The 26,633-nt window shown below is 60.8% G+C and carries 19 protein-coding genes; 9 read left to right on the top strand and 10 right to left on the bottom strand.

The window, feature by feature from the left end; genetic code table 11:
* Window position 1 precedes the first annotated feature (1 nt).
* Window positions 2-769, bottom strand: coding sequence for an SDR family NAD(P)-dependent oxidoreductase (locus C0058_RS16020; protein ID WP_003217603.1), 768 nt, complete (start codon window positions 767-769; stop codon window positions 2-4).
* A gap of 22 nt (window positions 770-791) precedes the next feature.
* Window positions 792-2,441, bottom strand: coding sequence for an AMP-binding protein (locus tag C0058_RS16015; RefSeq protein ID WP_102369054.1), 1,650 nt, complete (start codon window positions 2,439-2,441; stop codon window positions 792-794).
* 446 nt (window positions 2,442-2,887) lie between these two features.
* Between C0058_RS16015 and C0058_RS16005 the strand changes: the two genes are divergently transcribed.
* The 4 genes from C0058_RS16005 (at window position 2,888) to C0058_RS15990 (ending at window position 8,193) form a co-directional block, all read left to right on the top strand.
* Entirely contained in the window at window positions 2,888-3,778 is an 891-nt protein-coding gene (locus tag C0058_RS16005) for a bestrophin family protein (protein WP_102369053.1), read from the top strand.
* Between the two features lie 75 nt (window positions 3,779-3,853).
* Window positions 3,854-4,912, top strand: coding sequence for a lipopolysaccharide assembly protein LapB (locus C0058_RS16000; protein WP_102369052.1), 1,059 nt, complete (start codon window positions 3,854-3,856; stop codon window positions 4,910-4,912).
* Between the two features lie 111 nt (window positions 4,913-5,023).
* A complete protein-coding gene (locus tag C0058_RS15995) occupies window positions 5,024-6,526 on the top strand; it encodes an ATPase domain-containing protein (RefSeq protein WP_102369051.1) in 1,503 nt (500 codons plus the stop codon).
* Window positions 6,523-8,193, top strand: coding sequence for a response regulator (locus C0058_RS15990; protein WP_008431031.1), 1,671 nt, complete (start codon window positions 6,523-6,525; stop codon window positions 8,191-8,193). The genes C0058_RS15995 and C0058_RS15990 overlap by 4 nt, the downstream gene beginning before the upstream one ends.
* Window positions 8,194-8,223: 30 nt before the next feature.
* Here the strand turns inward: C0058_RS15990 and C0058_RS15985 are convergent, their stop codons facing one another.
* From C0058_RS15985 to C0058_RS15965, 5 genes are all read right to left on the bottom strand, one after another.
* On the bottom strand, window positions 8,224-8,601 hold the full coding sequence (locus tag C0058_RS15985) for a response regulator (RefSeq protein ID WP_003217591.1): 378 nt from the start codon (window positions 8,599-8,601) through the stop codon (window positions 8,224-8,226).
* Window positions 8,602-8,679: 78 nt separating this feature from the next.
* Complete coding sequence (locus C0058_RS15980; protein WP_102369050.1) at window positions 8,680-9,873, bottom strand: hybrid sensor histidine kinase/response regulator; 1,194 nt, start codon at window positions 9,871-9,873, stop codon at window positions 8,680-8,682.
* Window positions 9,867-10,466, bottom strand: coding sequence for a chemotaxis protein CheB (locus tag C0058_RS15975; RefSeq protein ID WP_008431027.1), 600 nt, complete (start codon window positions 10,464-10,466; stop codon window positions 9,867-9,869). Before C0058_RS15975 ends, C0058_RS15980 begins: the two co-directional genes overlap by 7 nt.
* Window positions 10,463-11,278: a protein-glutamate O-methyltransferase CheR gene (locus tag C0058_RS15970; protein ID WP_003217583.1), complete on the bottom strand. Its 816-nt coding sequence runs from the start codon at window positions 11,276-11,278 to the stop codon at window positions 10,463-10,465. The genes C0058_RS15975 and C0058_RS15970 overlap by 4 nt, the downstream gene beginning before the upstream one ends.
* Window positions 11,279-14,776 carry a response regulator gene (locus tag C0058_RS15965; protein ID WP_008431024.1) on the bottom strand — a complete coding sequence of 1,166 codons (3,498 nt, stop codon included), beginning with the start codon at window positions 14,774-14,776 and terminating at the stop codon, window positions 11,279-11,281. It abuts the gene before it with no gap.
* Window positions 14,777-15,056: 280 nt separating this feature from the next.
* On the opposite strand from C0058_RS15965, the gene C0058_RS15960 reads away from it, so the two are divergent.
* From C0058_RS15960 to C0058_RS15950, 3 genes are all read left to right on the top strand, one after another.
* Window positions 15,057-18,623, top strand: a complete 3,567-nt coding sequence (locus C0058_RS15960; RefSeq protein ID WP_256579617.1) for a hypothetical protein — start codon at window positions 15,057-15,059, stop codon at window positions 18,621-18,623.
* A gap of 216 nt (window positions 18,624-18,839) precedes the next feature.
* Window positions 18,840-19,199, top strand: a complete 360-nt coding sequence (locus C0058_RS15955; RefSeq protein WP_003217574.1) for a response regulator — start codon at window positions 18,840-18,842, stop codon at window positions 19,197-19,199.
* Between the two features lie 233 nt (window positions 19,200-19,432).
* Window positions 19,433-20,833, top strand: a complete 1,401-nt coding sequence (locus tag C0058_RS15950) for a DUF1254 domain-containing protein (RefSeq protein ID WP_003217572.1) — start codon at window positions 19,433-19,435, stop codon at window positions 20,831-20,833.
* Between the two features lie 30 nt (window positions 20,834-20,863).
* Here C0058_RS15950 and C0058_RS15945 read toward each other — a convergent pair whose 3' ends face one another.
* Window positions 20,864-21,535: a DUF3313 domain-containing protein gene (locus C0058_RS15945; RefSeq protein WP_102369048.1), complete on the bottom strand. Its 672-nt coding sequence runs from the start codon at window positions 21,533-21,535 to the stop codon at window positions 20,864-20,866.
* Window positions 21,536-21,732: 197 nt separating this feature from the next.
* Between C0058_RS15945 and C0058_RS15940 the strand changes: the two genes are divergently transcribed.
* Together C0058_RS15940 and C0058_RS15935 are read left to right on the top strand one after the other, a co-directional pair.
* Window positions 21,733-23,556 (top strand): serine hydrolase, encoded by a 1,824-nt coding sequence (locus C0058_RS15940; protein WP_102369047.1) that lies wholly within the window; start codon window positions 21,733-21,735, stop codon window positions 23,554-23,556.
* 6 nt (window positions 23,557-23,562) lie between these two features.
* Window positions 23,563-24,366 (top strand): MipA/OmpV family protein, encoded by an 804-nt coding sequence (locus tag C0058_RS15935; RefSeq protein ID WP_102369046.1) that lies wholly within the window; start codon window positions 23,563-23,565, stop codon window positions 24,364-24,366.
* Between the two features lie 135 nt (window positions 24,367-24,501).
* On the opposite strand, the gene C0058_RS15930 is transcribed toward C0058_RS15935, so the two are convergent.
* Window positions 24,502-25,779 carry an ATP-binding protein gene (locus tag C0058_RS15930; protein WP_087693018.1) on the bottom strand — a complete coding sequence of 426 codons (1,278 nt, stop codon included), beginning with the start codon at window positions 25,777-25,779 and terminating at the stop codon, window positions 24,502-24,504.
* On the bottom strand, window positions 25,780-26,487 hold the full coding sequence (locus tag C0058_RS15925) for a winged helix-turn-helix domain-containing protein (protein ID WP_003217561.1): 708 nt from the start codon (window positions 26,485-26,487) through the stop codon (window positions 25,780-25,782).
* Window positions 26,488-26,633: the final 146 nt, after the last annotated feature.

Raw genomic sequence — 26,633 nt, 5'->3', positions numbered from 1 at the left:
CTTATTTGGCTGCCATGCGCAAGGCCCCGTCGAGACGGATCACCTCGCCGTTGAGCATGCTGTTTTCAATGATATGCCGCACCAGCGCGGCGTACTCGCCCGGTTTGCCCAGGCGCGGCGGGAATGGCACGCCGGCGGCGAGGGATTCGCGCACTTGCGGCGTCATGCCTGCCATCATCGGAGTTTCGAAAATACCGGGGGCGATGGTCATCACCCGAATCCCGTAGCGCGCCAGTTCGCGGGCCGCCGGCAGGGTCAGGCTGGCAATCGCGCCCTTGGAAGCGGCATAGGCCGCCTGGCCGATCTGGCCGTCAAACGCTGCCACTGAAGCGGTATTGATGATCACACCGCGCTCGCCATCGGCATTCGCCTCGGTTTCAGCGATAGCCGCTGCAGCCAGGCGCAGCAGGTTGAAACTGCCGATCAGGTTGACGTTGATCACCTGGGCGAAGTTGGCCAGCACGTGCGGGCCATTTTTGCCGAGGATTTTCTCGCCCCGCACCACACCGGCACAGTTGACCAACCCATGCAAACCGCCAAAGGCGGCGACGGTGGCCTGTACCGCCGCTTCGGCAGCGGCTTCCTGGCTGATATCGGCGACCGCGCTGCGGGCCTGCGCGCCGAGCTTTTGCGCCTGGGCGGCCACTGCGTCGGCGTTCAGGTCCACCAGCATCACCTTGGCACCGGCCGCCACGAGCATCTCGGCGGTTGCCGCGCCGAGGCCTGAAGCGCCACCGCTGACCAGAAAAACCTTGTTCTCAATCTGCATCATTGTTTCCTTGAAGAATGGGTCACGCCGTGGCCGCCTGGGCCTTGGCAATTTCCTGATTACGCAAAATGAAGCGTTGCAGCTTGCCGCTCGGGGTCTTGGGCAGCTCGCTGACAAATTCGATTTCCCGCGGGTACGAGTGAGCGGCCAGGCGCTTGCGCACGTGCTGGCGCAGCTCTTCGGCCAGGGCCGGCTCGGCGCGGTACTGCTCGCTGAGCACCACAAACGCCTTGACGATCTCGGTGCGTTCCGGACATGGCTTGCCCACTACGGCGGCCTCCACCACGGCCGGATGCTCGATCAAGGCGCTCTCTACGTCGAACGGCCCCACGCGATAGCCGGAAGTGGTAATCACATCGTCGCTGCGCCCGACAAAGCTGATGCTGCCATCGGGGTTCAGCTCCACCGTATCGCCGCTGAGGTAGTACTTGCCGACGAAGGCCTTGGTCTTGACGCCGTCATAACCGGCAAACCAGCACATCGGCGATTGCTCGCGGTCGATAGCCAGGATGCCTGGCTGGCCGGCGGGCAGCTCCTGATGGTTGTCGTCCAGCACCACGATGCGATGGCCCGGCGAGGCAAAGCCTGCGGAGCCGACGTGCACCGGATGCTCCAGGCCATGGTGATTGCACAGCACCATGCCCAGCTCGGTCTGGCCGTAGTGGTCGTGGATGGTCACGCCGAGGTTATCGGCGAACCAGCGGATCACTTCCGGGTTCAATGGCTCGCCGGCGCTGCTGACAATACGCAGCTTGCCCTTGATCGACTTGGCGAACTGCTCGCCCCCGGCGATCAGCAGGCGATAGGCCGTGGGAGAACCGGTGAGGTTGGTAATCCCGTATTTGTTGATGACACGGCATGTGCTTTCGAGGGTGAACGGGCCATCGTAGAAGGTGATCGGGTGGCCCATGGACAAGGGGCCGGTCACGCCGAAATAGATGCCGTAGGCCCAGCCCGGGTCGGCGACGTTCCAGAATGCGTCTTCGGGGCGCAGGTCGACGGCGTCGCGGGTGTAGCTCTGGAACGCAACGATTGCCTTGAGCGGCACGGCCAGGGCTTTCGACGGGCCGGTGGTGCCTGAGGTGAACATCAGCAGGAACGGGTCGTCGGCGCCCAGCAATACGGGTTCGCAGAGGTTGACATAGTTGGGCAACTCGGCCCAGAAGCTGAAATCGCCGCGCACGATGCCTTCGCCGTTGGGGCCGGCGACGGTGACGATGGTCGGGCAGTCGGCCACTTCCGTCAGTTTGGGACGGTTTACTGCATCGGTCACCACCAGCGCGGCGCCGGAGCTGTTCAGGCGGTGTTCGATGGCCTTGGGGCCGAAGGCGGTGAACAGCGGCTGATAGACCGCGCCGATGCGCCAGGCGGCGAGGACGACCACCAGCAGCTCGGCGGTGCGTGGCAGGAGGCCTGCCACCTTGTCGCCGCGATTGACGCCCTGGGCCAGGAGGAAGTTGGCGAAGCGTGCGGCCTGGTCTTGCAGTTGGGTGAAGGTGACGGTGGCGCTGCGGCCGTCCTTGCCCTCCCAGAACAGTGCGATGCGGCCAGGTAATGCGTGGCGGTCGCAGCATTCGACGCAGGCGTTGAGGGCCTGCAGGTTGCCCGACAAGGCAGCGTCGACGGTGTGTTGGTAGTTGAACTGGGTGGTGGCAGCCGAGTAATCACGCATCGCTTCAAATCCCTGTGTGTTTTTTATTTTCAGGATGGGTACGTAGACCGGTGAAATAGTCGCTCTAGAGCGGTGGGGGGGCAATGGTCAAAGCTTTCAACTTGGTTGACTGGTTTGGCCAATGGGGGGGCGCTGTTTGGTGTGTGTGAGTGTTGAAGAGCAAAATCAAAAGCTAAAGCGGGCACGGTCCAAATGTGGGAGCGGGCTTGCTCGCGAAGGTCGTTAACGATGACGCGGGCATTCTGGATGAACGCGGCGCTCTCAGGTTTTTCGCGAGCAAGCCCGCTCCCACAGAAAAGCAGATCTGCTTTCGCTCTGGTCACCGAAAAAACGGATATGTACTCAATCCCGATAGACCCCACCAATCACCCAGTCAGCCCAAGCAATTGGACGCAACGCAAACATGCTTCTAACCTGACAGCCTGCGCCACCCAAGAAGCCCGCCCATGATCGTCCGTCCCAAACCCAACCTGCTCGGCATCCTGTTCTCCCTCAAGGGCTCGATCGCCAAACGCATTGCGCTGCGCAGCCTGCTGGTCACCCTCCTGGCCTCAGTCATCGTGTTGGTAGAAACCCTGCACCCGGCCTACTTTTCCAAGGTCAACGCCACACCCTTCACACTGCTGGGGCTGTCACTGTCCATCTTCATGAGCTTTCGCAACAACGCCTGCTACGACCGCTGGTGGGAAGGCCGCAAACAACTGGGCCAGATGATCATCGAGATCCGCTCACTGATCCGCGAAACCCAGGTCCTCAACCCTGCCGAGCGCAAACACGTCCTGCGCAGCCTGTGCGGCTTCGCCCACGGCCTGATCGCCCGCCTGCGCCTGGAAGACGAAAGCCAGGCGATCAAACCGTGGGCCAACCCAGAACCCGGCCACCCGAACCTGCCCGACAGCATCCTGCAAGACCTCGGCGCCCGCTGCTCGAACCTCGCCGAACAGGGCCACATCAGCGACTGGCGCTACACCCAACTGGAAACCCGGCTGTACGGCCTGAGCCAGGTCCAGGCCTCCTGCGAGCGGATCAAACACACCCCGCTGCCCTTCCCCTACACCTTGCTGCTGCACCGCACCATCTACCTGTTCTGTATCCTGCTGCCCTTCGCCATGGCCGAGCCGCTGGGCTGGCTGACCCCACTGTTCACTGCCATCGTCAGCTACACCTTCTTCGGCCTGGACGAAATCGGCGACGACCTCGAAGACCCGTTCGGCTTCGACGAAAACGACCTGCCCTGCAACGCCATCGTGCGCACCCTGGAGCGCGAGATTCTCGCCGCCCTCGGCGAAACCACGCTGCCGCCGGCCCTTGAGCCGATTGAGTTCGTGCTGACGTGATGCGGGTTTGACACTCGCGATAACCTGACCGAAGCTGATGGCTTTGCACTAGCTGCCCAGCTTTCGGACGCCTGCATGTCAAAGTCACGCCGTTACTCCATCGTCGGCCTGTGCGCCCTGTTGTTTATTGTGCTGATCACCTGGTATTTCACCCGCACCACGCCGGTGGTGGTACCCCCGGCCATCGCCCATGGTTACGCCAAGGCCTTGAAACAGGCGCACAACGGTGAACCCGGCGCTGCCCGGGTGCTGTATCAACAGTTGGGCCGCCCGGACCTCTCCGATGTGCGCCGCGCCGCCCTGCATGCCGAACTGCCCAACTACCCCAGCCCCCAGGCCCTCAAGCTGGCGGACAAGGACCTGGCCAACGACGCGCCAATGGTGCGCGAGGCGGCGATTCACAGCATTGTCGGCCTGGTGCCCAGCGGCCAGCGCACGCTGTTGCTCGGGCCACTGCTGGATGACCCCGAGCAAAGCGTCAGGTTTGCCGCGGCCAATGCCTTGCTCGGGCTGTCCCCGGATACCCTGGGCCTGTACTTCGGCCCGTTGCAGCAAGTGCTCGACGAATACGTAAAGCTGCTCAAGGGCCAACCCGAAAGCCCCGAAGGCTGGATCCAGCTGGCACGCCTGTACATTCACAGCGCGCTGCTGCCCGACGCACAAAACGCCCTGGAGCAGGCGATGCGCCTGCAACCGGACAACCTGCAAGCCGTGGTCGCGCAAATTGAACTGCTGGACAAGCAGGGCAAGGTCGACGAGTCCCGCCAACTCCTGGCCAAACAGTTGCAGGCCCACCCCGATTCGGCCTACCTGCAACATGCCCTGGGCATGTGGCTGCTGCACCATGGCGAGCGCGCCTTTGCCCTGCTCAGCCTGTCCCGAGCGGTGGAGCTCGAACCGAACAACCAGGATTACCGCTACGACCTGGCCACCACCCTGCACGCCCAGCAGGAACTGGAGGCCGCCCAGCGCCAGCTGGAAGAAATCATCCAGCGCAACCCGGCCAATCGCAAAGCCAGGGTGCTGCTGGTCAATTACTGGAAGGAAACCGGCCAGTTGCAGAATGTGCAGGTGCTGCTGGCACAGCTTGAACAGCAGAATCCGGACGACCCGGCGCTGCAACAGGGTCTGTAAAAGCGGTATTTGATACAAAACGTTGAACCGCCACACGGCGGCAAGGTCAAGTAAATATGGCGCGCCCCAGACGGCGCTGCCGACTACTTATTTGTGACCCGAGGGCACTTCTTGTCTACATCCAAAGAGCTGTTCACAGCAAAGGCGGCCACCGGTATTGAAGGTCTGGACGACATTCTTGCCGGAGGGCTTTCCCGTAGCCATTTGTTCCTGCTGGAAGGTGAACCCGGCACCGGTAAAACCACCGTGGCCCTGCATTTCCTCCAGGCCGGCGCAAAAAACGGCGAACGATCGCTGTACATCACCCTGTCGGAAACCGAGCGCGAGTTGCGCCAGGGTGCCAAGTCCCATGGTTGGGACCTGGACGAACACATTCACATCTTTGAACTGACTCCCCCCGAAAGCCTGCTCAATGCCGAGCACCAGCAAAGCCTCCTGTATTCCTCGGACCTTGAGCTGGGCGAAGCCACCCGGCAGATCTTCGAAGTGGTGGAACGGGTCAAGCCTACCCGCGTCGTGATCGACAGCCTTTCGGAAATCCGCCTGCTGGCGCAAAGCTCCCTGCGCTATCGCCGGCAGATCCTGGCGATCAAGCACTACTTCGTGCGCTACGACGCCACCGTGCTGCTGCTGGACGACCTGACCACCGAGTCTCTCGACAAGACCGTACACAGCGTGGCCCACGGCGTGATTCGTCTCGAAGAACTGACCCCCAACTACGGCGCCGAGCGCCGCCGCGTGCGGATCGTGAAGTACCGTGGCCAGAAATACCGCGGCGGTTTTCACGACTTCACCATCATGGAAGACGGCGTACATGTGTTCCCGCGCCTGGTGGCAGCCGAGCACCGTGGCGGCTACAACCGCCAGACCCTCACCAGCGGCATCCGCGAGATGGACGCCCTGTTGGGCGGCGGGATCGAGACAGGTTCCAGCACCTTGATCCTGGGCCCGGCCGGTACCGGCAAATCGCTGATATCGATGATCTTTGCCGCGGCAGCCGTCTCCCGGGGCGAAAAAGCCGCGCTGTTCATTTTTGACGAAGAGCTGGGCCTGCTGTTCGAGCGCATGAAGAACATGGGCATCGACCTGGAGGCCCTGCAAGCCACCGGCAACCTGCTGATCGAACAGGTAGACGCCGCCGAGTTGTCCCCCGGCGAGTTCTCCCATCGGGTACGCCGCTGTGTGGACGAACGCGGGATCAAGACCGTGGTGATCGACAGCGTCAATGGCTATCAGGCCGCGATGCCGGAAGAGAACGCGTTGATCCTGCACATGCACGAACTGCTGCTGTACCTCAACCGCCGTGGCGCTGCGACCTTCATGACCGTCGCCCAGCACGGGCTGGTGGGCGACATGCAGGCGCCGGTGGACATTACCTATCTGGCCGACACCGTGATCCTGCTGCGTTACTTCGAAGCGCTGGGCAAGGTGCGGCGTGCGATTTCGATCATCAAGAAACGCACCGGCAGCCACGAATCGACCATTCGCGAATACCGCATCGGCAGTCGTGGCATGACCATCGGCGAACCGCTTGATGCGTTCCAGGGTGTATTGCGCGGCGTACCGACCTACATGGGCACCGACAACCCGCTGCTCAAGGATGAAAGTTCATGAGTGGCCTGCCGGCCATTTTCGAACGGGCGATCATTCTGGCGCCCCTGGGTCGCGACAGCTCCCTGGCGTTGATGATGCTCAATGAGGCTGGTTTCAACGGCATCATCGCCAGCCATTTGCAGATGCTCTGCGAGGAGCTGGAGCACGGTGCCGGCTTGCTGGTCATTGCTGCCGAAGCCCTGCGCGGTATCGACCTGGAACCCCTGCTCACGCACCTGCATCAACAACCGGCGTGGTCAGACCTGCCGATTGTGCTGATGACGCACCACGGCGGCAGCGAACAGAATGGCTCGTCGCACCTGAGCACCTTGCTGGGCAACGTGACGTTCCTGGAGCGCCCGTTCCACCCGATCACCCTGATCAGCCTCGTGACCACGGCGCTGCGCGGACGTCGTCGGCAATACGAGGCCCGCGACCGGCTGATCGACCTGAGCCAGAGCGAGCAGCGCCTGCAAAGCACCCTGGAAACCCTTGAGCAACAGGTGGAAGAACGTACGGCGCAGTTGCGCAATAACGAAGAAGCGTTGCGCCAGTCACAGAAAATGGAAGCCGTCGGCCAATTGACCGGCGGCATCGCCCATGACTTCAACAACATGCTGACCGGCATCATCGGCAGCCTGGAACTGCTGCGCAGGCGCGTGGCTCGAGGCCGCACCGAAGACCTCGACAGCCTGATCGACCTGGGTGTCACTTCAGCCAACCGCGCGGCCGCCCTGACCCACCGCTTGCTGGCGTTTTCCCGTCGCCAGTCGCTGGATTCAAAACCGGTACAGATCAATCAATTGGTGAGTTCGATGGGTGAGCTGCTGCAACGCAGCCTGAATGAAAGCATTGCCCTGGATATCCGCCTGACCGAGCAACTCTGGACCGCCGAAGCCGACCCCAACCAGCTGGAAAGCGCCCTGCTCAACCTCGCCATCAATGCCCGGGATGCGATGCCCAACGGCGGCAAACTGGTGGTGGAAACCACCAACCGCCACTTGGACAGTGTGTTTACCGCAGCCTACGGCACCCTCACCCCTGGCGACTATGTGGAACTGAGCGTCAGCGACACCGGCTGCGGCATGCCCGAGAGCGTGATCAGCCGTGCATTTGACCCGTTCTTCACCACCAAACCCATCGGCCAGGGCACCGGGCTGGGGTTGTCGATGATCTACGGGTTTGCGCGCCAATCCCACGGGCATGTGTCGATCCACAGTGTGGTGGGCCAAGGCACCACCGTCAGCCTGTTCCTGCCGAGGTATGTCGGCGAGGTCATTGCAGATGAACCGCTCAACCCGGCATTGCTGCCGTTCGCCAACGCCGGCGAGACCGTGCTGATCGTCGAGGACGACCCGGCCGTGCGGGTGCTGGTCAGCGCCGTGCTGAGTGAACTGGGCTATGCCTTCGTCGAAGCCGGTGATGCCGACAGTGCCATGCCGATCATCGAGTCCAGCCAGCGCATTGACCTGCTGATCAGCGACGTTGGCCTGCCCGGCATGAACGGCCGGCAACTGGCGGAGATCGGCCGGCAGGTGCGGCCCGAGTTGAAGGTGTTGTTTATTACCGGCTATGCAGAGCATGCGGCTGTACGGGGCGGTTTTCTGGACCCGGGCATGCAGATGATCACCAAGCCGTTCACCTTTGATCTGTTGACGGCAAAGGTGAGGGAGATGATCAAGGCTTGAAGAGGGAGTGTGCTCCCTCTTCTCAAGACGTTAAGCCAACAGCCGCTGGATATGTTCCTGCAACGTATCCAGGTCAAACGGTTTGGCCAGGATCGGCGCATTGCGCGTGATCGGGCTGTTGCAGTCGAGAATCTCCTGCGGGTAACCGCTGATGAAGATCACTTTCAATTCCGGTCGCAGCTTGATCGCAGGCTCGGCGATCTGCACCCCGGAAATGCCGCCAGGCAGGCGGTAGTCGGTCACCATCAGGTCCAGGTGCGGCTTGGTGGCCAGGATTTCAAACGCCTGCTCACCGTCAATCGCCTTCAACACCCGATACCCCAGGCCCGCCAGGTACTCGCCCAACACAAACATAATCGATTCGTCATCTTCGACGATCAGTACAACATCTTGTGCATCTTCACTCATGGGAAGCCTTTGTCCGGTCAATTGCTGCTGATACGACCATGGGGTCACGCAGAGGTTGCGTCGGATTTGCGATTGATTTCATGCCCCGGCCTCCAGGGGCAGGCAGACGCGGAACAACGCGCCCTCGCCTATCCGGCTTTCCACTTCAATGGTCCCGCCGTGGGCCGCGATAATCTGCTCGGAGATAAACAACCCCAGGCCCAGGCCCGCCACGGCATGGTTGGCCGACACGCGCTCGAACTGCTGGAAAATACGTTTCTGGTTGTCTTCGCTGATGCCGATCCCGTGGTCACGTACTTCTACCCGCGCTTCGCCATGCTCGGCGTACACCCGCACTTCCACCGGGCTCTTGGCCCCGTAGCGCAAGGCGTTGGTCAACAGGTTGGACACCACCTGCTCGATACGGAATTCATCCCAGTTGCCTACCACCGGCCCTTCCTGGACCCAGGCCACCGAAGACTCCGCCGCCGCCACCTGCGGCGCAAAATTTTCCAGCAGGTTGTGCACCAGTTGCGTGAGGTCAAAGCGACCGGGGCGGATCGACAGCTTGCCCGTGCGAATGCGCGACACGTCGAGCATGTCTTCGATCAGGCGAATCAGGCTCTGGATCTGCCGCTCATCGCGGTCGACCATGGCGTGCATCTTGTCCAGGGTAAACGCCGCGGCGTTGCCCCGGGCAAGGTGCATCTTGCGCAGCTGAGTTTCCAGGATCAGCCCGTTGAGGGGCGTGCGCACTTCGTGGGCGACGATCGACATGAAGTCATCGCGCATGCGCACGGCCTGCTCCAGTTCGGCCTGGGTGGCCTGCAAGCGCGTGAGCAAGGCTTCCTGCTCGCGCCGGCTTTGCTCCAGGGCTTCAACCTGCTGCTTCATCGCCTTGCTCTGGCGGTACAGGTCAACGAATACGTTGACCTTGCTCTTGACCGCGTGGATATCCAGCGGCTTGTGCAGGAAATCCACGGCGCCGCTTTCGTAGCCCTTGAACGCATAGTTGAGCTCACGGCCGGCAGCACTGACAAACACGATGGGAATGTTCTTGGTCTTTTCGGTGCCGCGCATCAGCTCGGCCAGCTCGAATCCGTTCATGCCCGGCATCTGCACGTCGAGAATGGCCATGGCGAACTCGTGCTCCAGCAGCAGCGACAAGGCCTCGTCGGCGCTCAATGCCTTATAGACCTGGCGGTCCTCGCGCTTGATCAGCGCTTCAAGGGCCAGCAGGTTTTCCGGCAGATCGTCGACGATCAGCAGTTTGGCCTGGACAGTACTTAACATGGGGAGGATTCCAGGGAAGCCAGCAAGGTGCCGATGCGGCTCAAGGTGAGGATATGGTCAGGTTCATGCAGCGCCAGGGCGGCCCGGGGCATCACGGCGACGCGGGCCTCCAAAGGGTCCTGCACCACCGTGGTACCGCCGCTCTGCTTGACGTGGGCCAGGCCCCGGGCGCCGTCCTGGTTGGCCCCCGTCAGCAAAATCGCCAGCAACCCCTTGCCGTAGACATCGGCGGCTGAATCAAACAGGTAGTCGATTGCCGGGCGGGAATGGTGCACGCGGTCCTCCTGGCTCAGTGACAGGCTGCGGTCGTGCTCCACCGACAGGTGATAACCGGGGCCGGCAAAATACAGGGTACCGGGCTGGATCACTTCCTTGTCGCGGGCCTCCACCACCTTCATCGATACGCGTCGGTCAAACACTTCCGCCAACTGGCTGCGGCGCTCGTCCGGCAAATGCAGCACGGTAATGATCGGCAGGCCGAAGCTCGCCGGCAGCTCGCCAAAAATGCTCAGCAATGCCTCGACACCGCCCGCGGAAGCGCCGATCACAATGGCCTCGATCCCGGATACCGGGCTGGCAGTAGCTTCATTCATAATTTTCGGTAGATCCGTTCTTGCTTGACCAGGGGTTCGAACTGTTTGCTGTAGGCGGAAAAATCCAGGGTTTCCTTGCTGCCCAGCACCAGGAAGCCGCGATGACACAGCGACTCATGGAACAGTCCAAACGCCCGATCCTGCAACTTTTTATTGAAGTAAATCAATACGTTGCGACAGGAAATTAATTGAGTTTCGGAGAATACGCTGTCGGTCGCCAGGCTGTGATCGGCAAACGTCACGTTCTCCCGCAGGGTCTTGTCGAAGATCGCATGATCGTAAGCCGCCGTGTAGTAATCGGCAAACGAACGCTGGCCACCGGCCTGCTGGTAGTTGTGGGTGTAGGCGCGGATGTTCTCGAGGGAAAAGATCCCCTGCTTGGCTTTTTCCAGGGACCGGGGATTGATGTCGGTGGCGTAGATGATGGTGCGTTCCAGCAGGCCTTCCTCACGCAACAGGATGGCCATGGAATACACCTCCTCCCCGGTACTGCAGCCCGCGATCCAGATCTTGATCGACGGGTAGGTCTTGAGCAGTGGCACCACTTCCTTGCGAATCGCCAGGAAGTGCGAGGGGTCGCGAAACATTTCGCTGACCGGAATCGTCAGGAACTGCAGCAACTGCATGAACGCCGTCGGGTCATGCAGCACCCGTTCCTGCAAGGCCGAGATGGTGGCGCAGTCGAACTGACGCAACGCATGGGCCACGCGGCGTTTGACCGAAGCGCCGGAGTAGTCGCGAAAGTCGTAGCTGTACTTGAGGTAAATCGCCTCAATCAACAAGCGCAGTTCGATGTCAGTGCTTCGTTCCAATTAAATCCGTTCCATCTTGGGTAGCCACACGCGAATCAATGAAAACAACCGGTCCAGGTCGATGGGCTTGGCCAGGTAATCGTTGGAGCCTGCCGCCAGGCAGCGCTCCTGATCGTCCTTCATGGCCTTGGCCGTCACCGCGATGATCGGCAGCTTGCGCCAGCGCGGGTCCTGGCGGATCAAGGCGGTGGCCTCGTACCCGTCCATCTCCGGCATCATCACGTCCATCAGTACCAGGTCGATGTCATCGACTTCATTGAGTTTCTCGATCGCCTCGCGGCCATTACGGCCGATCACGACAATCGCGCCCTTGTGCTCCAGGGCACTGGTCAGGGCGAAGATATTGCGTACATCGTCATCCACCAGCAGGATCTTGCGGCCCTCGAACACCTTGTCGCGGCTGCGGGCAGTCCTGAGCATTGTCTGGCGTTCATGGGACAACTGCGATTCGACTTTGTGCAGAAAGAGTGTCACCTCGTCCAGCAGGCGCTCGGGGGAACGCGCGCCCTTGATGATGATCGAGCGCGAATACTTGCGCAGTTCGGCCTCTTCATCGCGGGTCAGGTTGCGCCCGGTGTAGACGATCACCGGCGGGAACGAGCAGATGTCCTCGATGGACATGCGCTTGAGCAGCTCGTTGCCGAGCATGTCCGGTAGCTTGAGGTCGATGATCATGCAGTCGTAGATGTGGGTGCGCAGCAGGTCCAGGGCCTCCTGGGCGAAGCCTACGGCGGTGATCTCGATATCATCGTCGCCGATCAGGCGGGCAATGCTGTCTCGCTGAAGGTCATCGTCTTCCACCAGCAGCACACGCTTGACCTTCTGCGTCAGCTTGGCTTCCAGGCGGGCGAACACGTCCTTGAGCTCTTCGCGGGTGGTCGGCTTGACTGCATAGCCCACGGCGCCCATGTGCATGGCGGCTTCGACGCGGTCCTCCACGGAAATCACGTGCACCGGGATATGGCGGGTCCCGGCATGTTCCTTGAGCCGTTGCAGCACGGTCAGGCCGGAATGGTCCGGCAGGCGCATGTCCAGCAGGATCGCGTCGGGAATGTACTGTTCCGCCAGGGCGTAGCCTTCGTCTGCGCCATGGGCCACCAGGCAGTGGTAACCCAGTTCATGGGCGAGGTCGAAGAGGATGCGGGCAAAGTTGGGCTCATCTTCCACCACCAGGATGCAACGCGTGGCGAACGGAGCCTTGTCGCGGTCATCGATAAAGCGCGGGATCTGCGCTTCGTGGGCGATCGGCATCGGCGACACCTTGATCGGCGCCGGTGCAGGCACAGGGACTACCGCGCGCGGCTGTTCCAGCGCCGGGGTGTCTTCGTCACGCTCTACATAGTGCTCAGGCACCACCAGGGTAAAGATACTGCCCTGGCCAGGTTCGCTGGTGACGCTGATATAGCCGCCCAGCAGGTTCGCCAGGTCCCGGGAAATCGACAGGCCCAGGCCGGTGCCGCCGTAACGACGGTTGGTGGTGCCATCGGCCTGGCGGAAGGCCTCGAAGATGCTTTCCTGCTGGTCCGGAGCGATGCCAATCCCCGAGTCGCGTACGGTAAAGGCGATGCCCTCCCCCGGTGCCCGGGATACCGACAGGCTGACCTCACCTTTCTCGGTGAACTTGATGGCGTTGGACAGCAGGTTCTTCAGAATCTGCTCCAGGCGCTGGCGGTCGGTGAACAGCATGTGTGGCGAGCCTTCCTGCACCTCCACCTGGAACCCGAGCTTGCGGTCGGCCGCCAGCGGCTCGAACATGCCGCGCAGCCCATCCACCAGGCGCGCAACGCTGGTGTTCTCCGGGCGCATTTCCAGCTTACCGGCTTCGACCTTGGAGATATCGAGGATGTCATTGATCAGGTTGAGCAAGTCGTTACCGGCCGAGTAGATCGACTCGGCGAACTTGACCTGTTCGGCGCTGAGGTTTTCCTGGGGGTTCTCCGCCAGCAACTTGGCCAGGATCAACGAGCTGTTCAGCGGCGTGCGCAGCTCGTGGGACATGTTGGCGAGGAATTCGGACTTGTACTTGCTGGAGCGCTGCAACTCGTCGGCACGCTCTTCCAGCTCGATCTGTACGCGGTTGAGCTGGACGTTCTTCTGGTCCATGGCATCGCGCTGCTCGGCCAGGGTCTGGGTCTGTTCGGCCAATTGTTCGTTGGTCTGCTCCAGCTCCGCCTGTTGGGTTTCCAGGTGGGCCTGGGACTCCTTGAGGATGCGCGACTGTTCTTCCAGCTCTTCGTTGGCCGTCTTGAGCTCTTCCTGCTGCACTTGCAGCTCTTCATTGAGCTGCTGGGTTTCGGCCAGCACTTCCTGCAGGCGCTGGCGATAACGCGCGGCTTCGATGGAGGTGCCGATGTTGTCGGCAATCAACTCCAGCAGTTCGACATCACGGTCATCGAGTGCACGAAGGAAACCCAGTTCGATCACCCCGTTGACCCGGCCATCATCGCTGGTCGGTACCACCAGCACGCTGCGGGTCGCACCTTCGCCGAGGCCGGAACTGACCTTGAAGTAATCCACCGGCACATCGTCCAGGCGAATCAGGCGGTCCTGCCGGGCCGATTGGCCGACGATGCCTTCGTCGTTGTAGATCGACTGTTCCTGCTGCTCCTGCTCGCGGGAGAAGCCATAGGTCGCCACGCGTGTGAGGCCGCCGTGCTCTTCACGCACGTACAACGCCGCCACCGCCGAGCCCATGTACTGGGCAAAGAACTGCAAAATGTTGCGCCCCAGCAGGTTCAGCGTCAGTTGGCCAAGGACCTGCTCGGCCAGCTCGGTCTGGCCGTTGCGCAACCAGGCTTGCTGCTCGAGGCGCTTGGCGATCCTCTGCTGCGACATCAGGTTTTCGCTGTAACTGTTTGAAAGTTCTAAAAGATTCTTTCGGCCGACATACGCCAGGAAGCCACTCAGGCCGAGCACAAACACCAGGTACAAGGTGACGCTGATGATCGTGGTACGGGTAACGTCTTCATTGCGGGTGATGCGGAACTGTTGCTCCATCGCCACCGCCCGGTCGTACTCCTTGCGAATCTCGTCCGTCAGGCTCTTGCCACGCCCGGCTTTCACGGCGGTGCGGTAATCGCCGTTTTGCCGCTGCATGTCAATCATCGACTGGGCGTAGGTGTTCCACGCCTGTTGCAACGATTCCAGACGCTTGAGCCGGTCCACCTGCTCCGGATTGTCCGCCACCAGTGCCTGCAAGTTGCGCAAGTCGGAAATGATCCGCGGCTTGGCCACTTCGTACGGGTCGAGGAAATGCTCGTCACCGGTAATCAGGAAGCCGCGCATGCCGGTTTCCAGGTCCACGGTCAGTTTCGAGGTTTCGTTGAGATTGTTGATTACCCGGTCGGTGTGTTCGACCCACTGGATCACCGACAACAGGTAGGTGATCAGAACGACGAAAAACACCGCGCTGAGCACGCCAACGCCCAACGGCAGTGCGACGTTGCGGCCCAGCAATTTACGGAAGCTTTTCTCATCGACAGACGACGCGGGAGTCATGGGCATGCCTTGGCCAATACGGAAAAACGAGGAGTTTGCCCCAAAGTTGCGCCTGAGCGCTATTTTTCTGCTACCCGTAGCGACATGGATTACATAACCCATTGATAAATAGACGAATGGATGTGTTTTTAACACTCGGCAATTGACTTTCCTTCTTACATGGGAACCGAAGTGAGCCTGGAACGTTGTGTGTGGGCCGCCCCACCCAAAGGGGTGCCGTGGGGAACAGGGAACCTCCTCGGAAAAGGCGCGTATCTCCTAATAAAACAGGTACCCACCGATGCAAAATGTCAGCCACCTCTCCGTGCAACAGCCTGCGCCCCAATTCTCTTCCTCCCCTGCTTCCGGGGCATCGTCCCTGAGCCCCCAGCCAGCCACGCCCCCTGCCGTTGCAGCAGCGCCAGCATCAGCCGCCAGCCGCTCCGATGTGCTGAAACAGCCCATGGCCGACCGGCAGAACTGGCAGAACCTGCTGGACGCCATCAACCTCGCAGCCCCGGCCCTGCAAGACTACGACACCGCCCCCTATGTACAGTCCGTCCTGAAGCTCACACAAATGGCCATTCATCCGGACTCGTCCCATCACAACACCCTGGACATGGGGACCAGGGTCAACCAAAGCCTGGAGGCATTCCTGAATGCCAACGGGGTGCCTCTGCCAACCTCCAAGGCCGAGTTGCTCAAGCTGAAACTGGAAGCGACCGTCAGGATCGCCGCCCACCCTTTCGGTGACCTGGGCGGTGCCTTGTCCTGGCCTGCACCGCTGGACCAGAACCAGCAAACTCAGTTGCGCCTGCTTGCGATGAACCACGCCCACCACCTCGGCGATCAGCCGCAAGTCACGCAGACAAAGAGCGTCCTGGACTTTCTCGCGTACCAGAATCCCATTCCTGTGGCCGCCTTGAACGACCCGGCGAAGATCCTCGAGTTTCTTTTAAGCTCGCCCGAAGGCCAACTGATGGGCCAGGCCCTGCAGCGCGGGCTCAATGGTATCGAGACCAAGAACAGCCATTACGACTACCTGCTGGCCGCCATCAGTGCACAGATGGATCCCGAGTCAATCCAGGCGCCTCAACGGAACAAACTGGCCGGTTTCGACGTGGCCAGTGAAGAACATTGGGGCAAGCCGGCCTCTGCCATCGTCAACGGGCTGAGCGCACACCTGTCGAGCAAGGGCAGAACGAGCCCCGAAATGGCCCAGGCGGGTGCTTACGTATTGCTGGCAAGAACATCCCCGGAGTTCCTGATCAAAGACATCCCGGCCAGCGTGACCTATGGCAGCCCGGCCTGGGTCAACCTGGCGGTTGCGGCGGCGTCGATTGAAGCGCAGTCGCCGGGCTCGGTACCGAACATGACTTTCGCACAAGTGATGCTCAAGGCCGAAAGCGCTGCACTCGCCGAGCCCGCCGTGACCCAAAGCGCACAGAGGGCAGCGCTGATTGATTGGGCAGTGGCCAACGGCGTTATCAGCAAACAACCCAACGATGCCTACAGCCCCGACCAGCTGGAAGCGATACGCGTCGAGTTCACTCAGCAGGTGGATGAACGCATGAAGGCCTCCACCCTGCTGGAGACCGATATCCCGAGCCGCAAGGCCATTGCACTGGCCCAGCTCAAAGAGCGATTTGGCGAGGATGTGCCGTTTGAAAAAAAGGCCCTGACGGTGAAGGACACCCGCCAACAACAGTTTGGCGTACCGCTCTACGACCCAAACCGCGCACCTGCGGGCCTGCATTCGTTGCTGGACATCGCCATGAGTGGCTTGGGCGATTACACCTGGGAATCCAAGGATCCAGACATCACCCAGGCACTGGAAGGCCAGTCGCTCAAGTTCGACGTAAACGCGACATTTCAAAAGCAGTTTGAAGCGTCGATCAAGTCGTTGAACGACGGGGTTGCCACCACCGTAAAGCACCTGATCGCCAGCCTGCCGCTGGAAGATCGAAAAAACATCGAGCAGGGCAACCTCACTTTTTACCAGCCCTCTGTTTATCAATTGGGCCCAAACCTGGTCACCTCGCTTTTCAAACCGATTAAAAATGAGCTGCTGATACAGGTAGAGGGTGGCACGGAACCTGTTACCTATAGGCTGGACATAAAAAACGGCAGCATCAAAAAAGTAACGCCCCAGGATTTCTCTGCGAGTACATGGGAACTGGCGATCGAGGAAAACAGAATAAAAAAATTCGACGCTTCAGAGGCCAGTGAGCCCGAGCGCTCAGCCAGTACAGACACGAACCCACTGCCTCCCAACAGCTTTGCCACCGCCCGTACCCAGTACATCGCGGAGGCATTTGTCGAAAACCTCGACCTGGGCAACGAGGATGTCGTCAAGCAAGCCAAAGGCGCCACGACCTACGACAAGCAAATGGAAACCGAGTTGAAGGTGACCCATTTCTTCCTCGACCTCATTCCCTTCAAGTCAGCGATTGCCAACTTTACCAAGGGTAATTACCTGGAGGGGGCGATTGACCTCCAGTTGGACCTGCTGGGCTTTGTCAGCCTGAGTTCGTCCAAAGCGGCACAGGCGGGCACAAAAGCCCTCAGTGCAGGCGCCAAGGCGCTGAATGTTGCCAAAAAGATCGGTGTCGCCACCATCGGCGCCTTGAACCCGGTGGGCGGCTTGGGCGATTTGCTTCTGGGAGGCGCAGGACTGATTAACCGGGGCGGCAAGTTTGTAGTCGAAAAAAGCATTAACGGGCTAAACAAACTCAAGGGGGCAGCCGGCAGCCATGACCTGTTGAAAGCCGCCGGCAAGGAACATGGCGTCGCGGCAATCGGCACCATCAAGCTGGCGGATCAAACCGTCGAAGCCTCCGCTGTATTGAACAAGGGCGAATGGTACGCGTACGACGCCCTCAAGAAACAACCCTATGGCCCACCGCTGAAGGGGTTCACGCCACAGACCGTGTCGGTCCAGGACAACGTTGAAAGCTTCTGGGAGTACTTTGTCGGAGGGCCGGCCACCAAGGCGCAAAACACACCCTCCAAGCAATTATCCAACTCATTCAAGGCTACGCAGGAACACGCCAGAACAACGAGCCACGATGCGTATATGCGTGGCTATAACAACGGGGTAGTGGATGACATCCCGGGCTACTCGGGCTCCATGGATATCGCAGAGCTCATGGAACTGGCACTTAAGCCGAATCGAAGCCCCGAAGAAATCGGCGCCCTGGCACAGTCAATAGGCAAAAAGCGATCAGAAGTCGGCCTTAAAAACTATGAGTTCTACAAAGCCGAAATTGAGCGCATCCCCGGCATCAAGCTCCGGGGCATGCCCCAGAATTTCTATTTGAGCCAGGTGGACACGGTGACCGGAGGCGAATGTGGCGTGTTAGCCAACGCAATGGCCTACGCCGTGTCCGTTGGAAAACAGGACGAGTACATCGACAAGCTTTTCATTGCAGCGGCAACCAAGGAAACCAACCCAAAATCGGCGAGGTTCATCAAGGACATGAGCGAAGCCCAGGATCACTTCAGAAAGCGACCGCACTCGGCTGAAGTCGTCACGCAAAAGTCCTATCAGGCCATCATCGATGACCTGGCCAACGCGACGACGTCCAAGACACTCATCATCGCCACGCCCGTCCACGCGATGACAGCGGGAGTGATCGTGGAAGGCGGCACGCGAAAATGGTTCTATTTCGACCCCAATTTCGGATTGGTCAATTTTCCGACCGAGGACGCCATGAAGAAAGGAATGAAGGAATCGCTGGCCAACAGTAAGACGCCGCTCATCCCGGGAGCGTTTGGGACGCCGACAAACCCGGAATATACGGTCAGCACCTTCAAGGCAAGCGAGAACCAGAGCCGGGTACATGGGTTGGTGTACGGATCCCTTTAACCGATAAAACCGGCAGCTTGAGACCATGGCCGGGGCTTGCTGGTTGTTCCAGCAAGCCCCTGGCAAGTGAGTGGCGGTGATACGCGACATTTGTAGCCGTTACCGGCACAATGTTTTGCTTATCTGGGGAACTTGCCGGGACCGACAATACTCAGGATGAAAACGGTCTTCCCATCGCCCAAGACCTGCCCCTTCCACTGTTCGGGAACCTCCACTATGTCAGCCGCCCCCTCCACCATCCTTGTAGTCGAAGACGACGCCATCGTGCGCATGTTGATCGTCGATGTCCTCGAAGAGCTGGAGTACCAAGTGCTTGAAGCGGCCGATGCCGAAGAAGCCTTGAAAATAGTTCAAGACACCGACCAGACCATCGACCTGATGATGACCGACGTCGGCCTGCCGGACATGGACGGCAAGCAACTGGCCCTCAAGGCCCGTGAAATACGCCCCGCCCTGCCCATCCTGTTCGCCAGCGGTTATGCCGAAAATATCGATTCGCCAGCCGACATGCAGGTGATCGGCAAGCCGTTCTCGATTGATCAGTTGCGTGACAAGGTAAAGTCCATACTGCCTTGACTGCCCCCCGATGCCGCCTTTCACAGGCGGCACTTGATCTCGTTGATGTCAACTGATCGATAGATCTTTGCGTTGAACCTCACGTGCCAAAAGACTTCCCGAGCAACTGAGTGCAAACTCTGCCTGACACGCAAAGGTTCAGCTAGTTGCGACTGTACGCGCCCACCGGAGCCTGCTTTTATAACAGCTGAAAACTCGACGATATCCGACTGACTCAGTAAGGACGCAACAACATGATTCGAACACCGACGCGCCTGCTGTTGGCGAGCCTCTCGATTTTCATGAGTACCGGCGCCTGGGCCGATTTCACCGCCACGCCGAGTGAAGCCCGGGCCATCGCCAAGGAAGCCTATCTTTATGGCTTCCCGGTGGTGGAGATGTACAAGACTCTCTACACCCAGGCTGTCGACAAGACCGGGGCGAACTTCAAGGCGCCGTTCAACCACATCGGGAACACCGCGCAGGCGATAACCCCTAAAGATACAGCGATTCCCACCCCCAACCCGGACACGCCCAACTCCTTTGTCTGGCTCGATCTGCGGGCCGAGCCCGTGGTGTTGACCCTGCCCAGGATCGAAGACAACCGCTACTACGCCGTGCAGTTGGTCGACCTCTACACGCAGAACTTCGGCTATCTGGGTACCCGCAGCACCGGTAACAACGGTGGCCACTACATGATTGCCGGCCCGGGCTGGAAAGGCCAGCAGCCAACCGATATCGACCGCGTCGTGTACAGCGAAAGCAACATCGCCTACGCCCTGTACCGCACTCAATTGTTCGATGAAAAGGACTTGGGCAAAGTCAGACAGATCCAGGGCGGCTATAAGGTCCAGACCCTGAGCAGCTACGTGAAGCAGCCCAAACCCATCAAGCCGCCGAAAATTGCCTGGCCCAAGCCTACGCCGAACATGAGCGACAGCGTGCATCTGTTCCGCTATCTGAACTTCATGCTGGCCTACGCAGCACCGCAGGACAGTGAGAAAGACGTGCTCGCGCGTTTTGCCAGGATCGGCGTCGAGGCGGGTAAACCGTTCGACCTCAAGGCCCTGACGGTTGAGCAACGCAAAGCGCTGGATGACGGCATCGCCGACGGCAAAGCCGAGTATGCAGCCTTCAAAAAAGACAAGATCGATACCCATCAAGTATCCAGTGCAGACCTGTTCGGCAATCGCGACCACCTTCAAAACAACTACCTGTACCGCTACGCTGGCGCCAACCTGCACCTGTTTGGCAACTCCGGCGATGAAACGGCCTACCTGCGCTACTCCGTGGACAGCGAGGGCAAACCCGCCAACGGCGCACGCCACAGCTACACCCTGCACTTCGCCAAGGACCAGTTGCCACCGACCGACGCATTCTGGTCACTGACCATGTACAACGCCAAGACCAATCTGCTGACCCCCAACCTGAAGAAGCGCTACGTGCTCACGTCGGGGATGTTGCCCAACTTCAAGCTCGACGCCGATGGCGGCCTGACGCTGTTGGTCGCGCACCACGAGCCACCGAAGGCGGAACAAAGCAACTGGCTGCCAGCACCACCCGGCCCGTTCTATGCCCTATTGCGCATTTACCTGCCCAAGCCTGAAGTGGGTAACGGGCAATGGAAGCAGCCACCGCTCACACCGATCAAATAGCACCCGCTCAAGTCGCGCACCGTTTGAGGCTTAGCCCTTTTTAAGCTTCAAAAACGATTGATGCAGGTCCGACGCCCAGCCGTCGATGACGCTTTTCACGTCATCGGCTTTCATCACCTGGGAGTCGTTTGCCAACGGTTTACCGGTGCCTTTGCGCACGACTTGGGCGACCACCTTGCCACTGGCACCGTCGAGGAATTGGGCTTCGGTGCCCAAGGTGGTTTCCTGGTCACGAATCCCGGCGCCCGTGCTGACCGTGGCGACCACCAGGGCGACAGGAATGTACTCATAGGGCTTGAGACTTTCGGTCTTGCTGCTGACGGCAGTGATCGCCGCGCGCACCACGATCACGCCCGGGCCTGGTCCGTCGGCCAGCGGCAAGGACTTTTCCAGTTCGCGCTTGAGCGCCTGGCTGTAGTAGGTGCTGATGCCCTGCAAGGTGCTTTCAGGGATCCTGGTGCTGGCTTGCGGCTTGGGGTAGAACTGGGTGGGCTCGATGTACACCGCGTTATAGCGGCTCAGACTCAGGTTGGGGTCCACCCAACGCATCACCTGCGCGCCCGATGGCGACTTGGCTTCCTTGAGGTTGCTGTAGTCGGAGAGAAACCCGGAGTATTCGTCCGGCTGCGTCACCTTGCTGGAACACCCCATCACCCCGATCGTGGCAATACACACGGTGCTGATCATTATTCCCAGTTTCATCGCGAGACTCCTTGGCTGACGTTGAGGAAGCGTTGAGCATTAGGTATAGCTGATGCTGGAGCTGCGGCAATGGAGCAAACCCGCTAGGGGCGGCCTGTATTAACAGTCTTTGACAGTTTCCCGACAAAGCTCACAAAGACTCATCGACGGCCCGCCCCTAGCATTCGAGCATCCAAACCACCCCTCGGGTGCTCATCATGTTTCGCACATTGCGCAGTATTCCGCTGCTGGGTTGCCTGCTGGGCAGCCTCGGCTGCCACGGCCAGCCGCCGGCCCCGCCGCCCATTCCCAAGGGCGACTACAGCGCAATCATCCGCTACCTGCAAAAACGCATTCCCAGCGAAATGGCCAGGCAAAACATACCCGGCCTGTCCATCGCCCTGGTCAACGGCCAGGAACTGATCTGGGCCCAGGGCTTTGGCCTGGCCGACAAGGCCCTGGGCAAACCCGTCACCCCCAACACCGCATTCCGCGCCGGCGCCCTCTCCAAACTGCTGACCGCCACCGCCGCCCTGCAACTGGTGGAGCAACAGCGCCTGGCCCTCGACGCCCCGATCCAGGACACCCTGCGGGAGTTCTACGTACGCTCGCGCTTTCATTCCGACCAGGCTGCCGCCGACCGCGACATCACCCTGCGCCGCCTGCTCAGCCACCAGTCCGGCCTGCCCAGCGAACACCTGCGGGACGTGCGCAACACCTTCGCCATGGGCCAGATGCCAATGCGTATTTCAGGGGTTTGGCTGAGCACGCCACCGGGGACCCAGGTGGCCTATTCCAACCTCGGCTACGCCCTGGTCGGCGCCGCCATCGAACGCAGCAGTCGGCAGGATTTCGAAACCCGACTGCAAAGCAGCCTGCTCAAGCCCCTGGAGATGAACCAGTCGAGCTTCGTCGGCACCGGCGCGCAACCGGGCTTTCGCGCCCGGGGTTATGCAGACGGCACCGTCAGCGCCGACGCCCAGGTGCGCGACCTTGCGGCCGGTGGCTTGTGGAGCAGCCCCAAGGACCTCAGCCACTACGTGCGCATGCTCTTCGCCCGGGGCCTCTATAAAGACAGACAGCTACTGGGCAGCCAGTCGATTGATGAGATGTTCACCCAGCAAAACACCGGCAACGCCCTGGACTTCGACTGCCAGATGGGCCTGGGGTGGTTTCTCGCCCCTTGCGGCGATGAGCCGGTGGGCCCCGGCATTCGCACCTTCCAGCACAGCGGTGGCGGAGATGATTTCGCGGCGCAACTGACGATGCTGCCGGACCAGCAACTGGCCGTGATCGTGATGGCCAACGACAGCAACGCCGAAGAGATGGTGGTGTCCCTGACCACCGACACTCTGCGCCTGATGCTCCAGGCCCAGACCGGCGACCCGGTGTGTGCCGACAACTGCCAGGCGCCCGCCCACGGCCTGAAAATCCGCCAGGTGCCCGCCGCGATCGACCGCAGGCGCCTGGCGGGTTTCTACGCCACGGCCTGGGGTGTCTTCCGTATCAAGGACGAAAACGGCCAGCTGTATGGCGAGTTGGCCGACACCCGTTTCGAACTGCTGCGCGACGGCCAGGGCTGGCTGCGGGCACAACAGAAATTCCTCGGCTTCTGGCTCAAGGACCTCGGCGAACTGGGCCGTGTGCAGCTGGATGTGGTAACGGTGCAAGGGCGCCAGATGCTCACCGCCCGCAGCCACGGCCAACGCGTCCCGGTGGGCGAACGCATCGAACCGACCCCGCTGAGCAATGCCTGGGCCGACACCATCGGTACCTATCAAGTGCTCAACACCCATGAGCCCGACGCGCCCCTGAGCGGCATCAGCGTGCGCCTGGAGAACGGCTTCCTGGTGATCCGCGGCCAACTGCACGACGAGCCGCTGACCGACTACATCCTGCTGCCCGTGGACAACGCCCACGCGGTGCTGGCCGGCAACGGCTATGGCCTGGGCGATACCGTGAGTCGCCAGGTCAATGGCCTGAGCGCCTCCGGCTACCACTTCAAACGTACCGATTCTCCCCACAACCCCTTGAGTCTCTGACCTCACATGAAGACCATCATGCGTTCAAAACACCTGTGCCTGTCCCTGACGTCGCTGTGCCTGCTGGCCAGCGCCGACACCCTGCTGGCCGACGACTGGGAATACACCCTCAAGGCCGGCGTGGCCAACCTGCCCCGCTACAGCGGCAGCGACGAGCGAGTCACCGCGCCGGTGCTGGGGGTGGCCATCGTCAGCCCGTGGGGGATTTTCCTCGACACCGACAAGGGCCTGGGCTGGGGTTATGACGGCGGCGGCGCGAGCTTCAGCGCCTACGTCGGCGCCAGCGGCTCACGCAAGGACGAAAGCAAGACCGGGCGCCCGGGCTCGAAGAAACTCAAGGGTATGGGCGAGATCAAGACTCGCGCCCAGGTGGGTGTCAGTGGCAGCTATAACCTGGGCGGGGTGATTCTCGGCGCAACCCTGGAGCATGCGCTTGAGGAAGATGATCACAAGGATTCCGGCAAGGCGTTCACCCACCTGGAACTGAGCCTGGGCACCAACCTGTACGACGGCGACTACGGTTCGCTGGATGCCAGCCTCAGCAGCCATTTTGGCGACAGCAATTACCTGCAGACCTGGTACGGCGTGACCACCGGCCAGGCCGCACAGAGTCGCTTCAAGGCCTACAAGGCCAGCGGCGGCAACATCAGCAACGGGATGAATCTGGTGTGGAGCTTGCCGATCAGCGAGCACACACAGTTTTCGACGCTGCTGGATGTGCAGTACCTGGCAGACAAGGCCGGGCAAAGCCCGATTGTGGAGAGACGCTTGCAGACGTCGGTGATGGGGATGGTCGAGTACACGTTCTAACTTTGGTAACCCAATCAAAATGTGGGAGCGGGCTTGCTCGCGAAGGCGGTGTTTCAGTCAATGTATCCGGCGACTGATTCACCGCCTTCGCGAGCAAGCCCGCTCCCACATTTGATCTCCATGGCTCCTGGATGATTACTCGGCATACGCCCAGGTCATCCGGAACGATGCCCCGCCCCACTCCGAATCCAGCACTTCAACCTGCCCGCCATGCCATTGGCACACCCGCCGCACCAGCGCCAGGCCGAGGCCGAAGCCACCGGTGCGGCGGTCACGGCTGGCGTCCAGGCGCAGGAACGGCTCGAAAATCTTCCCTCGCCCTTCCACCGGCACACCGGGCCCGTCGTCATTGACCCGTACTTCATAGCCGGTGCCAAACTTCACCAGCGACACTTCCACACGCCGGTCGGCGTAGCGAATTGCATTGCGCAACAGGTTGATCACCGCCCGTGCCATAAAGCGCGGCTCGATACGGATGTAATCGACTTCACAGGTGCGCAGCAGCAACTGCACGCCTGCCGCCTCGGCCTCCAGGGCGACGCTGCCGATCACACTGTCGAGCCAGCTGTGGGCCTCGATGCTTTCACGGGTGATCTGCGTGGCGCCGCGTTCCAGGCTGGCGTAGGTCAACAGTTCCGAGACCATTTCTTCCAGCTCGCCGAGGTCGGCATACATGTCGGCGATCAGTGCGCGGCTCTCCCGTGGATCGGCCTGTTGCTTGAGCTGGTCGAGCTCAAACGACAGCCGCGCAATCGGCGTACGCAGCTCGTGAGACACGGCGTTGGTCAACTCGCGCTGGTTGGCGATCAGGCTTTCAATGCGCTCGGCCATCTGGTTGAAGTGCCCCGCCAGCTCGCGCACGGTAGAACGGCGCGGCAGCAGGATGCGCGAGCCGAGATCGTTGTCACCGAAACGTTGCGCGGCCAGGCGGATATGCTCCAGGTCACGCCAATGGGGCCGAACCCAGAAGTACAGGACAATCGCCAGGCACAGGCCGAGAAAGCCATAGGCCCACATGTACAGCCACTTGGGCTCTTCCGGCAGTTTGATTTCCAGCAGTTGGTGGCCGCCGTCGATGTTGGAGATGAACTCCATGAAATCCCCACGCACCACCAACTCGCCACTGGCCAGCAGTTGCTGTTCACGCTCGGTGAGTTTCAGCCTGTCCCGCTGCACCAGCGCCAGGCGCAGCCCATAGTGCGGTTGCAACTCGGCCAGGCGGGCGGCGCGCGCTTCCCCCGTCACCGGCCGCAATTGTTCCACCACCCCATACGCCGGGCCGCGCAGGGCTTCGCGGTTGTAGGTTTCGTTGGCTTCCGGCAACAGCTCATCGAAGGTGTAGTTCACCAGCCAGATCGCCCCGGCCAAGCCAATGGCCAGGATGATATACAGACGCAGAAACAGCCTTAACATCTAGACCTCCCAGGCGAACGGATTGAACAGGTAGCCCTTGCCCCAGATGGTCTTGATGCACACCGGTTCCCGGGGGTTGTCATTGAGCTTGCCGCGCAGCTTGCTGATGTACACGTCGACGCTGCGGTTGAGCCCGTCAAAGGCAATACCGCGCATGCGGTTGAGAATGTCATCGCGGGAGAGGATTTTCCCGGCGGCGCTGGCCAGCAACCACAGCAGTTCGAATTCCATGGTGGTCAGGTCGATCTTCTCCCCGCCCAGGCTCACCACCCGGCAACTGCGGTCGATGGCCAGGCGGCCGAACTCAAGGGCGCCGCGCACCGTGGGTTCCGGCGCCTGGCGACGTTGCAGGGCGCGCAGGCGAGCCAGCAGCACAGGCGGCTTGATCGGCTTGATCACATAATCATCGGCGCCGGACTCCAGGCCGAGGATGTGGTCGAGGTCGTCTTCCTTGGCGGTGAGGATCACGATGGGCGTGTCGGACACGTTGCGAATTTCACGGCACACATGCAGGCCGCTCTGGCCGGGCAGCATCAGGTCGAGCACGACGATCTTCGGCTTGAACTCCAGGAACGCCGCCAGCGCCAGATCGCCGCGGTGCACGGCCAGCACCTCGAAGCCATGCTGGGACAGGAAATGGGCGATCAGCCCTGCCAGCTTCTCATCGTCCTCCACGAGCAAGACCTTGCCGAGACCCAAGTTATCCATAAATTTCCAGTGCACGCGCGGATTGAAGTGTGCGCATTATAGGTGGCAAGCCGGCAGACTAAAGCAGCTGGCCATCACTGGCCGACGAAGCTTCATGCTTTTAAGAGTTTTTAACAGTTTCACCGCAGTCTTTAACTCGGTACCGT

Source organism: Pseudomonas sp. NC02, from assembly GCF_002874965.1.
In the GTDB taxonomy this organism is placed as follows: domain Bacteria; phylum Pseudomonadota; class Gammaproteobacteria; order Pseudomonadales; family Pseudomonadaceae; genus Aquipseudomonas.
The sequence above is the reverse complement of the archived record's forward strand: the minus strand, read 5'-3'. Positions and strand labels throughout refer to the sequence as shown.

What these genes read in the sequence shown, in the direction of transcription:
- C0058_RS16020 (WP_003217603.1), bottom strand. Translation starts at nt 769, where the DNA reads ATGCAGATTGAGAACAAGGTTTTTCTGGTCAGCGGTGGCGCTTCAGGC.
- C0058_RS16015 (WP_102369054.1), bottom strand. Translation starts at nt 2,441, where the DNA reads ATGCGTGATTACTCGGCTGCCACCACCCAGTTCAACTACCAACACACC.
- C0058_RS16005 (WP_102369053.1), top strand. Translation starts at nt 2,888, where the DNA reads ATGATCGTCCGTCCCAAACCCAACCTGCTCGGCATCCTGTTCTCCCTC.
- C0058_RS16000 (WP_102369052.1), top strand. Translation starts at nt 3,854, where the DNA reads ATGTCAAAGTCACGCCGTTACTCCATCGTCGGCCTGTGCGCCCTGTTG.
- C0058_RS15990 (WP_008431031.1), top strand. Translation starts at nt 6,523, where the DNA reads ATGAGTGGCCTGCCGGCCATTTTCGAACGGGCGATCATTCTGGCGCCC.
- C0058_RS15985 (WP_003217591.1), bottom strand. Translation starts at nt 8,601, where the DNA reads ATGAGTGAAGATGCACAAGATGTTGTACTGATCGTCGAAGATGACGAA.
- C0058_RS15980 (WP_102369050.1), bottom strand. Translation starts at nt 9,873, where the DNA reads ATGTTAAGTACTGTCCAGGCCAAACTGCTGATCGTCGACGATCTGCCG.
- C0058_RS15975 (WP_008431027.1), bottom strand. Translation starts at nt 10,466, where the DNA reads ATGAATGAAGCTACTGCCAGCCCGGTATCCGGGATCGAGGCCATTGTG.
- C0058_RS15965 (WP_008431024.1), bottom strand. Translation starts at nt 14,776, where the DNA reads ATGACTCCCGCGTCGTCTGTCGATGAGAAAAGCTTCCGTAAATTGCTG.
- C0058_RS15960 (WP_256579617.1), top strand. Translation starts at nt 15,057, where the DNA reads ATGCAAAATGTCAGCCACCTCTCCGTGCAACAGCCTGCGCCCCAATTC.
- C0058_RS15955 (WP_003217574.1), top strand. Translation starts at nt 18,840, where the DNA reads ATGTCAGCCGCCCCCTCCACCATCCTTGTAGTCGAAGACGACGCCATC.
- C0058_RS15950 (WP_003217572.1), top strand. Translation starts at nt 19,433, where the DNA reads ATGATTCGAACACCGACGCGCCTGCTGTTGGCGAGCCTCTCGATTTTC.
- C0058_RS15945 (WP_102369048.1), bottom strand. Translation starts at nt 21,535, where the DNA reads ATGAAACTGGGAATAATGATCAGCACCGTGTGTATTGCCACGATCGGG.
- C0058_RS15940 (WP_102369047.1), top strand. Translation starts at nt 21,733, where the DNA reads ATGTTTCGCACATTGCGCAGTATTCCGCTGCTGGGTTGCCTGCTGGGC.
- C0058_RS15935 (WP_102369046.1), top strand. Translation starts at nt 23,563, where the DNA reads ATGAAGACCATCATGCGTTCAAAACACCTGTGCCTGTCCCTGACGTCG.
- C0058_RS15930 (WP_087693018.1), bottom strand. Translation starts at nt 25,779, where the DNA reads ATGTTAAGGCTGTTTCTGCGTCTGTATATCATCCTGGCCATTGGCTTG.
- C0058_RS15925 (WP_003217561.1), bottom strand. Translation starts at nt 26,487, where the DNA reads ATGGATAACTTGGGTCTCGGCAAGGTCTTGCTCGTGGAGGACGATGAG.